This window comes from Rossellomorea sp. ABR4_012 (genome assembly GCF_056159545.1).
The window spans coordinates 682750-696575 of sequence record NZ_JBSWVK010000001.1 but is presented as its reverse complement, the minus strand read 5'-3'; the positions used below and the strand labels follow the sequence as shown (position 1 = coordinate 696575).

Sequence of the window (13826 nt, the reverse complement as noted above, 5' to 3'; positions counted from 1 at the left end):
TTGCTCGTTTCCTTTTTACACTTCTGCTGAAAAAATGCTCTTTCGGTTTTTCATCCGATGGCTCCCCTCATTCTCTCCACCATGTATGACTTCCACACGATGAAGTAAACGATCCAAAATAGCTGTCGTAATCCCTTGATCTCCAATTAGATTACCCCATTCATCTGGACTCTTATTTGAAGTAAGGATGATTGAACTTCGTTCATATAAGTGATTAATTAAATGAAAAAATAAGTTTGCTTCTCTCTGATCCATCGCCATGTACATTAGATCATCGATAATCACAAGATCGGCATTTCTAATTCGTTTGAGTTGAACTTTAGATTTATTCAGGTATTCTTCTGTCTTTAAAAGTTGTACTAGTTCACCCATTGTAGCGAAGTAAACATTGAATCCTTTATAAACGGCTTCAAGTCCCAGCCCAATTGCGATATATGTTTTCCCAATGCCAGGGGGACCTAAGAGAATCAAATTATACTGTTGCTCTAACCAGCTTAATTCTCTAAGTTGAGAAAGCTGGCGGGCTGTTAGAACGTTTTGACCTTTAAGTTCAAACTCATCTAATGACTTCACGAAAGGGAAGCGTGCCCATTTCATTCTTTTTTCAAGGCTCTTTGCTTCACGTTTTGCTAATTCATATCGCGTGATAGATTCTAAGAACTCCAAGTAAGTCCAGGATGCTTTTTCAGCTTCGCGAAGAAGCTGTGGTAGCTCCTCCGCCGTTTCTGATAAACGTAACTGTCGAAATTGATCTTGTAATTCATGCACCGTCTTGTTCATCATCCTCGACCTCCTAAAATGCTAGTATACGCATTTAGAGAACGGGTAGAAGCCTTAAGGTGAGGATGATTTGGTGGATTAGCATAAAAGGATTGTACCTCTTTAACTGGTTCATCACGCAAAGTATCAAGGTGATGAGTGATATCACGAAAATCATTCGCATTGTATAGTTTTTCTGTCGTGCACTTGGCCAGCACAGTATCTATTAATGATGGATACTGTTGAATCACCTTGTAAATGATCGCAAATTGGTCTCGACGATACCTTGTGTATCTTTGACTGATCTCATCAAAATACACAGCTGCCTGAGTCTGATCTTCAAAGTAAGAGATAAGACGTTGCTTAAGCTCTTCAATCCCCTTTGAACGATCGCGAGTATGGTGACGGTTTTGAATGAGTTTTCCTTTTTCTGAACTAATAATATGTTCGGTGATGATTTCACCACTTGCCTCTTTACGTATCACAAGAGTTTGTTGGTCTTCGTTTGTCACTTCAATCCATACTATATTTTCCGTCATTGTTTGATAAGTCCCTAGTGGGACAGAATAACGGTTAGACTTATAACGGATCGTGTTGTCCTTGCTTACAGTTCTTGTTATACTTTGTTTATTGGTACTTTCATATGAAAGTAACGAAGAGACTGGCTGTAAGTGTTGCTTTTCGAGGAGAAACACTTCTGCTGGTCTTTTTTTCGTTGTCTGGTGAACCTGATGGTTCCCTGTACGTTGAAGCCACTGTAATGCTCGATCATTCCAATCTTCTATGTCTCTAAAAACTCGACTGTCTGCGAAATTCCCTTTTATGTATTTCACTACATTTTCAATCATGCCTTTAGATTCCGGATCAGCTCTTCTGCACAAGTGAACTTTGAATTGACGCTCATTCACATAGTTTTGAAATTCTTCTGTTAAAAGTAGCTGACCTGCGTTTTCACTTACAGCGATTAAGTGGTCCTGATCGTAGACAATTTCATTTGTACGTCCACCGTAGAATTGGAATGCATTTTCATGACATCTGATCGCATCTCTTGTAGTAAACGGTCGTGCCTGCCATTCCATATATTTATGTCTAGAATGAGCGAGTACAAAGGCTATAAAGTACAATTTGATTTCTTTGTTGTCTGTCGACTTCTGTTTTGTTTCACCCCAGTCTACCTGAAGTTGTTTGCCCATTGGTTGTTCAGGAACTGCTTCGTATTGGCGGACAATAACCTTTTTCTCAATCTGATAGACTTCACGGATATTTCGAACATAAGTCCTAACAGTACTTCCCCCAACCGAAAGGTCGGGATACCTCTCCAAAAGCCAATCATGAATTTGAGCACTACTCAGGTGAGGATATTCTTCTAGCCAAGCAAGTATCCAGTCTTTATAGTGATCTAACTTTTTCTTCTTCCCCAAGGGCTGTTCAGTGTATGCTCTTGCTTCATCAAATGTCATTTCTAAATACTTGTAGACAGTTGGTCTTGAAATCTTAAGCTCCTTAGCGATTTGTGCTACTTTAAATTTTCTTTTGCGTAGTTCATGAATCTTTACATATAACACTAACTTTTCCTCCAAAAAATCCTAACCTCCAGTAAAATAACGTCACTATTTATTTTACTAAAGTAATAGGTTGATTGAGCAAAAGTGTAAAATCTTATCGAGCAAAAACTGTCAACTTTATTCTAGCGTTCACAATAGATGATGTTCTCCTGCGGCGGCAATCTCCAGTGCACGCTTTGCATAGGAATGACCTATGATCTGATTAAAGTCAATGAGACACGTTATTTCCTGCTTAGCTTTAAAAGGTTGAGGATAGAAAGGTAAGATGTTTTGTCCTGAAAGATGCTGAAGTACTTCTTCTAAAGTGGAAATATAGATAATCTCTAATCCATCTAATTCCAGCGTGGGGAGTTCGGGATCAAACGGCATGTACACTTTTGAAACCCCAAGTTTTTTCGCTGCAAGGACGGATGGAAGCATCCCTTCCACCGCACGTACTCCGCCGTCCAGCGACAGAGCTCCCAAGAAGGCGGTCGTCTCCGGACACCTGACTGATATCTCCTCCAAGCTTAAGAGAACACCGATGGCCATTGATAAGTCATAAAGAGGGCCAGTCTTTTTTAGTTCAGAGGGCGATAGATTAATAATCACTTTTTGATTGGCAAGAGTATATCCCATCCCGTGAAGTGCAGCTGCTACCCTTTCTTTTGACTCCTTTACAGAAGCATCCGGCAGCCCCACAATAACGAAGGACTCAGTCCCCTGCATGACTCTCACTTCTACACTTACCTTATAACCTTCCAACCCTTTAAGTCCGACACTGGTCACTTTACTTGTCACTTGGATTCCCCCTTTATTTTTTCAAGCTTATTTTCAACATACGATTGGTAATGGAGATGAACAGGTTCAGTGAAAAAAGAATACGTTTTGGTGGGGTCTGTATGTGGATTCAGTGCGTAGGAAATATAAGAGGGATAACTGCTCCAAGGGTAATCTTCAGAACGCTCCACCATGTTGGCCTGCAATGGATTGCGATGGATATAGCAGCTCACTTCCAGGAAATACTCACTAGATTCGATCAGCTCGGCTTTATACCTTCCTTGAAAAATATGGCCATCCGTGTTCATCCGCTGGTTCAGATAGACGGCATAACGAGAATGAAGGGTCTTCATGATGTATTGAATATGATGATGTAAGGTTTCTAGTTGGAGATGAATGTGATTGGTCATCAAGCAATAGGAGTGTAAAACAAAGGGATAGATCGAGCGGACATCTTCGAGGATGTGTAAATACGTGAGATAATCGGTTTCATCAAAAAACAAAGCACTTCGTTTATTTCCCCTGGCCGTAATATGATACGTCGCACCAGGATACCAAATCCGAAGCTTCCTGGACATTTCATTCCTCCTCCCACAAACAGAACGTATGTTCTTATTCATTATCACACTTACTTCCACCACTTGTCAATATCTATCAAAACAAAAAGGCGCCTCCTCCAAAAAAGAAGCACCTTCTCACACTACCAAACGCACTTTAGCGCATTAACGCTGGACACTTTAGCTGGGTGGGGGTCAGACCCCACTCTCCATTTTTAGTCACCTCGCTTCCTCAAAAGACATATATTTACATATTAATTAATTGAACGTATACTTGCTTTAGGGAGGTTTTAGTACATGAATCTAGAAGAAAAAGATTATTTAAGACACTTATCTGAACAAGTATATTTTTTAATACGTTCTTCTGAAGATTTTGATAAGGGATATACCATGGAAGCTAAAAGACTAGCCTCTCACATTAGGACACTTGTGCACGACACAAAACGGTCTAGATCTTTGTTAAACCATTTAAATTGTAAACTAGAAATGTCCTATTTTAATACTGCTATTCCGGAGAGTAAATTTGGCTTATGTGGAATATCCACCACAACAGATTTAGGAGGTAAGACTATGTACAGCCCCCCCTTGGACAACCTTTCAGAGTTGCGATTAAGAAATCCATGAGTTAGCTTTTATAAATGGTGGCATGAGATTAAAGTTTTGTCTGACGGCCAGAACAAGTTCTCCAGAAAAGATTTAGTTTTAGCTCTTGCTAATAAAGATGGAGGTTCTCATGTGGATGATACACTTAGCACACCATACTCAGATTTATCTAGAAACAACTCGCTACATGTCTATCATCAAAGCGACTCAGGTCATATAGGTAATGTACTTGGGGTTGAATTAGCCAGTGTTAGGCAGATAGCTCATGAACTAATAATTTCTTTAGATAAACAATTCCCTAAATATGTTGGAGAATAAAGTAATTACTAGCTAGAAAGATTCTATTCCTTTAAACTCCAAACACTTTAACGCTTTAACACAAAAACTTTAAGTGGGGGTTAGAACCCAAAATAGAAATCCAAAATAATTAATAATTTTTACTAATAATTCATGATAATAGATAACATATCTATCTGTCTAATAAATCTAAAGGAGAAACTTTTTATGGACGATTACTTTAATAACCTATATGTAATAAAGAGTAAATTATTAAATTATTCTTTGTTTGGAGGAGTATTACATACCGACCCAGTACGTGAAACACTTCTTAAAGGAGTTACAGGAATCCCTAAAATCTTTACTGGATATTTATTTGCAGATGGCAAATTTGAGGGACGTTTTCTTCTTACTTATTTAGTAAAGAAGGCATTTGACATTGATCGTCTATCAGAGGGATATGAAGATTTTCAACATGAAGAAATGATCTCCGATCTAGAAAAAGATGCTTCAAACGAAATCAAGCTAGCTATCGATGAGGTAAGAACCATTTATAATCATGTCCAGGACAAGTTAATTACAGATAGAATGAAATTAAAACGAGTTCTTCCTTCTACTGAGGATTACGACAATAAAGTCCACCTAACCAATATAATTTCAGGTTATACGCTCCCTAACAGTGTTGGCAATTACGGTTCAAATCATGACCGAATTATGTATAGGGATGTACGATCAGAAGATATCTTCATTCATCCCAAATATGTGAAAGGCTTTTTTGATGCTGAATATGAGTTTATTGTACTTAATCGAACACATGATGGAATTCTTAATTACACTGATGAAGATAATGTTATAGTGATTTCTAAATAATTTGAAATCTATTCTTCCATATTAATATAAAAGGTAGAATAGGAACTGTCCCCAAGTTAACAAATAGAATTGGGTGAATGAGCGGTTCACTTCCAGGAAGTACTAGGTAGATCGCATACGGGAATGCAGCAGCTTCATAATATGAGAAAATTAATAAAAACAGCCTTGCAAAGTTTTGAAAATATACATCTATGCGGCTGTTTTAAATAAGCGGTAATTACCTTAGCCTAACCTAGTAAATTTCTTAGCGGCCGGTGGTAAATACAATTGTAAGATTGGTCAAATCTCATAGCGGTAACCAAATAGAAAGAAAGTGGGGGGCAGACCTCAAGTTCTAAGAGATCATTTTCCATATTTATGAAAAAGGAAGCAAGAGAGCCGTCCCCTTGTTTCTGACGAAGCACAAAACCTTCATCCCATTGAAAGAGCCTCAAAAATACATGCCATCTTCGTTGGTATCCATCGTTTCATAGACGGCAACGGACGAACGTCCCGCCTATTACTTAACCTTGAATTAATGAAAGCAGGCTATCCGCCAATCATCTTTAAAATACAAAACCGCCTGGCTTACTATGAAGCACTCGACACAGCCCACACAACATTCCCCTTACCGCTTCAGAAATCGAAGACTCACTGAATCTATACCTAAGCGTCCTTCTAAAATCACAAAAGCCTTCTCTCGCAAACAGAAAAGGCTTTTTTCTATCAACAAACAACACTTTAACACATTAACGCTGAACACTTTAGCTGGGTGGGGGTCAGACCCCAATATTCCGGGTTTTAATTTTCCTTCTATTTTCACTTTTTCAATTGATTGTATAAGCTTATCAGGATCTATATTGAAAGTCTTTTCATCAACGTCTACAAAAACTGGTGTTGCTCCGTTAAATGACACTACCTCTCCCGATGAGAAGAAAGTAAAATCAGGTACAAAAACAGCATCACCTTCTTTAACATCCCAAGCCATTAAAACCAGTGACAAAGCGTCTGTTCCATTGGCACATGTAATACAATGCTTAACACCTATGTATTCTGCTAATTCTTTTTCAAGTTCATTTACTGGTTTGCCACCTATATATTGACCAGTGTTTAGCACATTTTGAATAGCATCATCAATAGCTGATTTATACTGAGTATATTGAGCTTTTAAGTCACGAAACTGCATACTTTACCTCTTTCCATTTACTTAGTTTCAATTAAACTACCATCTATTAATTCATAAGATCCTCTACATTCTTTACAACTATAATTCACTTTTAAAGGAAGACCGATTCACAAACCCATCTAATTTGTTTTGGAGGAACTCCAGCCATTAATGCTTAGTCTGGAACATCTTTTGTTACAACAGTTCCAGAAGCAATCATCGCCCAGGAACCGATGGTATTTTCACTTACAATTGTTGCGTGTGCTCCTAAAGAAGCACCATATTTTACTAACGTTTTTTATATGCAGTTCTTCCTTTTATAGGATATTTACTTCTCAACGTTAAATCATTAGTAAATACTTAGATGGGCCAAAAACAAATAATCTTCTAATTCTATATCTTCATACACTGAAACGTTATTTTGTATCTTTACTCCATTGTCTATCTTAACTTTGTTAGATACATTTACATTCTGTCCTATTTAACACTTCTCTCAATTTATTGCACCGGAATGAATGTGACTAAAGTGTCATGCCTACCTATTCTTACTTCATCAGCGATGTACCTACTGTCATAAATTAGTGCGTTTATTTTTCTACTTATCATTTCCATAATTTTTTTAATATCCGTATTGGACGCCTACCTATAGCAACTCAATATTTTCTCTATTCGTTATATCTTTCATTGCATTTTTAGTATCAAATATAGCCTTTGCATGCTCTTGTAACAGTGAATAGTCTACCATTGTATGGTCAGTTGTTATCATAACTAAATCTGCTGCTTCGATGAGCTCTATTGTTAATTTAGTTTCTCCCTTTTTAATGTTTCCATGATCATTATACTCTGGAATGTAAGGATCAAAATAAGTAACTTCTGCCCCTTCTTTTTCTAACTCTGTAATTACTTTAAGAGCGGCACTCTCTCTGTAGTCATCAATATCTTTTTTATAAGCCACACCTAGCACAAGAACTCTAGATCCATTCATAGCTATTTTATCTTTATTAAGGATTTTACTTGCTCTCTCCACACAGTATTCAGGCATTCGATCATTTACCATCATAGAAGATTCAATCATAGAAGTATGAAAACCATATTCACGTGCCTTCCAAGAAAGATAATATGGATCAAGAGGAATACAATGACCCCCAAGGCCTGGTCCTGGATAGAATGCTTGAAACCCATATGGTTTTGATTTCGCAGCTTCTATAACTTCCCAGAAATTAATGCCCATCTTTTCACTTAATATTGCAAGTTCATTTACTAATCCAATGTTAATATTTCTATAAATATTTTCAAGAATCTTTTCCATCTCTGCAACTGCTGGTGAAGAAACACGATGAATAGGCGCTTCTAAAATACTTTCATATAGTGCTGCTGCAACATCTGTGCATCTATCTGTGCATCCGCCCACTACTTTAGGGGTATTTTTTGTTTTAAAGGTCAAGTTACCAGGATCAACACGCTCCGGAGAATATGCAAGGAAGAAGTCCTCACCACATTTCAATCCAGATTCCTCAAGTATCGGCTTTAATAGTTCTTCAGTTGTTCCAGGATAAGTTGTCGATTCTAACACTATTAACATGTCCTTGTGCATATAAGGAACAATACTCTCTGCTGAGGCTTTTACATAGCTAATATCAGGTTGTTGATACTTATCTAGAGGAGTTGGAACACATATACTTACACAATCTGCTTGTGCTACTTTTGCAAAATTAGTAGTAGCTGATAAGCTCCCTGAATTGACAAGGGACTCAACGTCTTCATTAACTACATCACCAATGTAGTTTTTCCCCTGATTAACCATTTCCACTTTGGATTCTTGAACATCAAATCCAATTGTTTTATATCCTGCTTTTGCTTTTTCAACTGCTAATGGAAGACCTACATAACCTAGTCCTATAACTCCCAGTGTCGCTGTTTTATTTAATAGTTTTTCTTTTAAATTACTAGCTAATATAACAGTATTCATAATATTATTCTCCTCCTTTTAATATGGCATTACATATATTTTCCGCTGCATTTCCATCACCGAATACCATTGGCTGTGGAAATTGCAAGCAGTCTAATTCTCTTGTAACATTCTCTAAGATAGTATCAATATTAATTGAACTTAAAACATTCCAACCATTTTCTAAGGTTTCAATCCACTCAGTTTGGTCTCTTAGCGTTGTACATGGTGTTTTAAGAAAGTATGCTTCTTTCTGGAGGCCACCTGAATCTGTGACAACCATATATGCATTTGCTGTTAGGTATAACATCATTAAGTAACCAACCGGTTTTATTAGTGTTACATTATCTAATTTTATATCTAATTTATCAATCAATTTTCGTGTTCTTGGATGAATTGGGAGGATTACCGGCTTGTCCATTTTTTCAAATGCAGAAAAAATTTCAAATAACTTCTTAAGGTCATCCGTATTTTCTGCACGATGGATTGTTGCAAGGTAATATTCTTTTTCTATAAGATTAGGAATCTTCTCATTTTCCTCTCTTAACTCACCTAACCAAACCCCAGAAGAGTAACGATTTTGAGAAATTTCAATATTACGTGAAACAGCATCATACATTATGTCCCCAGTATTTAATACGCCCTCTGTAATCCCCTCTTTTTTTAAGTTATTTACAGCTGTTTGTGTTGGGCATAGTAATAATTTAGATACATGATCCGTTAACACTCTGTTTTGTTCTTCTGGCATCAGCTTATTAAAACTACGCAACCCAGCTTCCACATGAAAAACGGGGATGTGTAATTTACTAGCTGCTAAGGCACCAGCTAAAGTTGAGTTAGTATCACCATAGACCAACAATCCGTTAGGCTTTTCTTTTACTAATAAATCTTCAATTTTCTCTAGCATGCGACCTGTCTGATGACCGTGACTCCCAGAACCAACTTCCAAATTATAATCTGGTTTTGGTACCCCAAGCTCATCAAAAAAAATATCCGACATATTTGCGTCATAGTGTTGACCAGTATGAACTAATACTTCCTTATGTTCAATTCTAAATGCTTTCGAAAAAGGTGCTGCCTTTATAAATTGGGGACGTGCACCTATAATTGTTAATAATTTCATTACTGAGCTCCCCTTACAAAATCTTTTTTTATTAACCTAGAGTTTGTTATAACAACTCTCAAGGATTTTTCCTATGTCTCATTTACTACACTTTTGCTTGAACCCCTTAAAGAAAGTGAACCTACTAGAATAATTAATACTATTTTTACTACCGCTGCAATAGTTGCTGCAATACAAAAACCAATAAGTCCATTATGTTTAATTAACAATATCCCGCCAACAATATATATTAATCCATATACAGTCTGAATTACAGTTTGCCAAAAGGTAGCGCAATATCTAAGAATTATTAGTTGTGTTATTGAACTAGCAGCTATTAAAATAGCTGCTAAATTCGCTAAGACTAAAATATCTAAAACATCATCATATAAATCAGGATAAAGGATTCTTACAATATGGGTTGATAAATAGATACATGCTGCAAAACAAATAAAGCTAAATACAATAACCAAAAAATTTATTAACAAAAATTCATTAACTTTTATTTTCCTTTTGCTTTTTGAGAAATAAGTTAACAGCACGCCAGAAATTGGTTGCAACACAAAACTAGACATTTTCCCAACTAAGGTAGCGGCATAGTAAACAGCTACTTGCTTTCCCCCTAATAACGGCAAAATCATCAAACGATCTAAATAAACTAATGCATTTCCTATAAAGTTTGAAAATGCCAAGGTAATATATTTATTAAAGGTATGCTTAAAATGCTTAGTTATTTTCATTGGTTCCACATGCAAATTGGTTGTTAGTATTAAAAACACAATAGAAAATGTTTCTCCCGAAAGGAATACAATTCCCCATAAATATGGATTCAAAGTATAAAGTATTAAAACACCAATAATTAATCCAATACAATAAATAGCACTATGATAGAAGATCATAGTGTAATTTATTTTTAAGCGATATTCCACTGATAAATAAGCTCTTAACATTGTTAACAATGATATAATTACTAATATTAATATATTTGAACTCTGAACGTTAATAATATTGAACGATGTAATAATACAAATTAAGCTCACATTGACAATGCTTGCTACTATTAGGATAGGTAAAAAATCTCCTGAAATTTTTTTATCTGTATAGTCGTTATTAACAATAAGTCTTACATTATTTAATGAGTTTCCCAAAACAACTGATATTATGTTTACTATCCCCATAATTGTAAGGATATCACCAAATGAATCTCCATCAATATTTCTACCAATGATTGGATACACTAAAAATTGAACTATTAAAACTGAAATAGCAGTAGAGAAAATATTTATGACTATATCGAGTAAAAACTTATTTTTTTTAAAAAAACTTACTTTCATGTGTATTCCTTTCCCTAGTGATATCAGAACATTCAAGATGGCTAATTACATAAAAAGAATCACTATCTTAGAGATTAGGTGACCACTACCAAAAGAAAAAAAGGCCGTTTTTAGAAAAGTGCAATCAAATCCAATATCGAAGTCGTTGACTAATAGTGCCAGGGTTCTTTAATTGGAAAGGAACTTGCTTTCACCAGCTAGTTTGTAGAAAAAGTAAATGATTACATCCTAAAAAAATTTCTTCAATAAACATATTTCTTAACGTATAACCCATCATGTAAAACAGGCTCGGTATTAGAAATATAATTTATTATGTTCCCTTTTCTTTTTCACCTGATGCTACTACATAAAGAAACAGGATTAGAATAATGCTTCCTGATGTTAATAATGTTGTAAGCAAAGCACTATCGTTTAAAATAACTATTGTATAAAGCATTAATGCAGTATACATATATCTAGCTTTACTCCCTTTTGATATTGAGTCAATGAATAAAAGAATTACCCCTAGGATTAATGTATAAATAACCATTAATAAAAATCCACCATTGTCATATGCATCTGCTAAAAAGCCAGTATTTGCATTTGTTCCTTCTGTTGGCGATACTAAGAATGTAGAATGAATAGGATAAGGGGATTCTAAACCTAATATTGTACCAATTAAACCTTCAGAAAAATATAATTTCGGATTATGCGAAAAAAAGTCATAATGTATAAAACTGAGCATTGCAGGAATATTTAATTGACGGATTGGCAATAATGATATGGTAAAAAAATTATTCGTTAAAATAAATAAAAAACTAGAACAAAGTATAGCAATTGTGTAAAAAATCGGTACTCCTATTGTAAACTTATTCCTTTTTAATAGAAATGTAAAAATAATTAAAAACAAGACTGAAAATAAAATTTGCTTATGTCCAGTACATAAATAAAAGTATACTTGCATACAACAAGTAATAACCAACATTAACTTTTTTTCTTTAATTAAATAAAGCACAATACAAAATGGAAGAAGTAATTTTGAAATCCAATTAATCAAATACCCCCACAATAGACTATATTCTGTCTCTGCCCTTAACTCATATATTTCATTAAAACTTAGCGCCCGAGGATCAATACCTCCATAATTTATTGTAAAGAGAATTAACAAAGTAAGGGTTAAAAAACATACTATATTGACAAAGGTCATATAATTTTTGGTTTCAAATTTAATATAGGTAATTTTTATGGGTTTAGAAATACGTATAAATAAAAACAGAAATAAACAGCAAAAAACCACATATGAAAAATAGTTTATACTCAGATCTGCTTGCCAAAATATACTTAATACTGGTATTACTGTAATAATAAATAATATTTGTGCCAGCTGATTTGAGGGTTTATTTTCCCCAAGGGGTAGAGCTAATAATAATAATAAAAGAGAAAAATAAGAAACCAAAAATTTAATCGCAGACGGATTCCAAATCAATCCAGAATACGAATAATTAGGTGAAACAAAAGCAAAGTAAACTACTTCTAAAACTACTTTATATAAGATAATCCAAAAATAAATTTTAAAATTATAACTCATTTAATAAACATCCCTCTAAAAACCCCTTACTTCTTCCTAAATATGATTTATCTAAGACATGTATTTCTTTTACATACGATTCTAGCTTTTTGAGAGATACTTATATCATGTTTAAGTATGGTTATGATGAGTTTGTTTTTTATGATTTAATTAAATTAAACATTCATAGTTGTTCAAGTATTTTTCCGACCTTATTTTCATACTTATTCCAGTTATATTTATGAAGTATTGTTTTATATGCATTATCTCCCATACTAATTGAATCGCTAACATTTTCCACCATTTTTAGTATTCCATTAGCTAAAGCCTCACCTGATTCCTCAGAAACTGCAATTCCACACTCATTTTCTTTTACAATCGTTGAGGTTTCTTTATTTAGCTCACTAGTAATCACTGCTAAATTTGCAGCCATATAATCAAATATTTTATTTGGTAAACAATGATGCTCACCATATAAATATGAATCAAAACGGGTTATACCAGCTAAATGTCCCTTCATATATTCCTTTGCTTCACTTGGACTTTTCCATGGAATAATTTCTATATTTTCTTTGATATTGTTTTCTTCTATTAATAATCTATACTCATTGCATTTTTTTTCATAGTTTTCATTATTAGGAAATCCACCTAGTATTCGAATTTTAGCAATTGAATTCTCCTTTTTTAATATCTTTGCCGCTTCAATTAATATAATTTCCTGTCTTTTATCACAAAAATTCCCAATAAACACAAAACTATGTTTATCCCTTTGTAAATTGAGCTTGTTTTTAGCATCTACTAGTAAAGTATTAGGAATACAATATGAATTATCATTATAATTTGAGTATTTTTTAGTCATAGTCTCATTAACACAAAGAACTGCATCAATTCTTTTACAAAGGTACTTCAAAATGAAAGCAATAACTTTATTAAGTACATTCGCTACAACTTCATTTTTCACTTTCTCTTTAAAATGAATTTCATACCATTCATGACAATCAAAAATAACTTTTATTTTTTTATTAAATATCTTTAGAATGTAAGCTATAAGAAGCGAATCTGGTTCAGGTGCAATTATTATATCAGGATTAATTTCTTTTCCTTTTTTATATAAGTTTATTAAGCTTATAAACCTCTTTATATATCCCCTTCTACATTTAAAACCAGTAATACTAAAATTCTCATTTAAACTTTCACTTTTTACGTTTGGATGTACATTCTGCACTTCATATCCATATTTAACGAGAGAGTTGCTAATTTTATAATGCACTCTCTTGTCAAAGGGTGGGTGAGCGGAACAAAGATAAGAAACTTTCAATTTTTATTTCCCCTTTTAATTTAGTATTATTTCCTCTTTCTTCAT

Annotated in this window: 13 protein-coding genes and 1 pseudogene; 4 read left to right on the top strand and 10 right to left on the bottom strand. The window is 34.3% G+C overall.

Going from position 1 to position 13826, the window contains the following annotated elements:
- Positions 1–15 precede the first annotated feature (15 nt).
- From istB to ACXAFV_RS03545, 4 genes are all read right to left on the bottom strand, one after another.
- Complete coding sequence (gene istB / locus ACXAFV_RS03560) at positions 16–780, bottom strand: IS21-like element IS643 family helper ATPase IstB (RefSeq protein ID WP_475126059.1); 765 nt, start codon at positions 778–780, stop codon at positions 16–18.
- Complete coding sequence (gene istA / locus ACXAFV_RS03555; protein WP_475126058.1) at positions 780–2324, bottom strand: IS21 family transposase; 1545 nt, start codon at positions 2322–2324, stop codon at positions 780–782. Before istA ends, istB begins: the two co-directional genes overlap by 1 nt.
- Positions 2325–2453: 129 nt before the next feature.
- Positions 2454–3104, bottom strand: coding sequence for a magnesium chelatase domain-containing protein (locus ACXAFV_RS03550; RefSeq protein ID WP_475124497.1), 651 nt, complete (start codon positions 3102–3104; stop codon positions 2454–2456).
- A complete protein-coding gene (locus ACXAFV_RS03545; RefSeq protein ID WP_475124496.1) occupies positions 3101–3661 on the bottom strand; it encodes a transposase in 561 nt (186 codons plus the stop codon). The genes ACXAFV_RS03550 and ACXAFV_RS03545 overlap by 4 nt, the downstream gene beginning before the upstream one ends.
- Positions 3662–3937: 276 nt before the next feature.
- On the opposite strand from ACXAFV_RS03545, the gene ACXAFV_RS03540 reads away from it, so the two are divergent.
- The 4 genes and pseudogenes from ACXAFV_RS03540 to ACXAFV_RS03525 form a co-directional block, all read left to right on the top strand.
- On the top strand, positions 3938–4264 hold the full coding sequence (locus ACXAFV_RS03540) for a hypothetical protein (RefSeq protein WP_475124494.1): 327 nt from the start codon (positions 3938–3940) through the stop codon (positions 4262–4264).
- A 111-nt stretch (positions 4265–4375) separates the two neighbouring features.
- On the top strand, positions 4376–4561 hold the full coding sequence (locus ACXAFV_RS03535; RefSeq protein WP_475124493.1) for a hypothetical protein: 186 nt from the start codon (positions 4376–4378) through the stop codon (positions 4559–4561).
- 186 nt (positions 4562–4747) lie between these two features.
- Positions 4748–5389, top strand: coding sequence for a hypothetical protein (locus ACXAFV_RS03530; protein ID WP_475124492.1), 642 nt, complete (start codon positions 4748–4750; stop codon positions 5387–5389).
- 397 nt (positions 5390–5786) lie between these two features.
- A pseudogene (locus ACXAFV_RS03525) lies at positions 5787–6046 on the top strand (Fic family protein); the annotation flags it as partial.
- Here the strand turns inward: ACXAFV_RS03525 and ACXAFV_RS03520 are convergent.
- The 6 genes from ACXAFV_RS03520 to ACXAFV_RS03495 all read right to left on the bottom strand — a co-directional run bounded on the left by ACXAFV_RS03520 (position 5997) and on the right by ACXAFV_RS03495 (position 13781).
- On the bottom strand, positions 5997–6554 hold the full coding sequence (locus ACXAFV_RS03520) for an aminotransferase class I/II-fold pyridoxal phosphate-dependent enzyme (RefSeq protein ID WP_475124490.1): 558 nt from the start codon (positions 6552–6554) through the stop codon (positions 5997–5999). The pseudogene ACXAFV_RS03525 and the gene ACXAFV_RS03520 overlap by 50 nt on opposite strands.
- A gap of 622 nt (positions 6555–7176) precedes the next feature.
- Complete coding sequence (locus ACXAFV_RS03515; RefSeq protein ID WP_475124489.1) at positions 7177–8502, bottom strand: nucleotide sugar dehydrogenase; 1326 nt, start codon at positions 8500–8502, stop codon at positions 7177–7179.
- 4 nt (positions 8503–8506) lie between these two features.
- Positions 8507–9604, bottom strand: coding sequence for a non-hydrolyzing UDP-N-acetylglucosamine 2-epimerase (gene wecB / locus ACXAFV_RS03510; protein ID WP_475124488.1), 1098 nt, complete (start codon positions 9602–9604; stop codon positions 8507–8509).
- Positions 9605–9675: 71 nt separating this feature from the next.
- On the bottom strand, positions 9676–10917 hold the full coding sequence (locus ACXAFV_RS03505; RefSeq protein WP_475124487.1) for a lipopolysaccharide biosynthesis protein: 1242 nt from the start codon (positions 10915–10917) through the stop codon (positions 9676–9678).
- Between the two features lie 310 nt (positions 10918–11227).
- On the bottom strand, positions 11228–12484 hold the full coding sequence (locus tag ACXAFV_RS03500) for an O-antigen polymerase (RefSeq protein WP_475124486.1): 1257 nt from the start codon (positions 12482–12484) through the stop codon (positions 11228–11230).
- A 163-nt stretch (positions 12485–12647) separates the two neighbouring features.
- On the bottom strand, positions 12648–13781 hold the full coding sequence (locus ACXAFV_RS03495; RefSeq protein ID WP_475124485.1) for a glycosyltransferase: 1134 nt from the start codon (positions 13779–13781) through the stop codon (positions 12648–12650).
- Between the last annotated feature and the right edge of the window lie 45 nt (positions 13782–13826).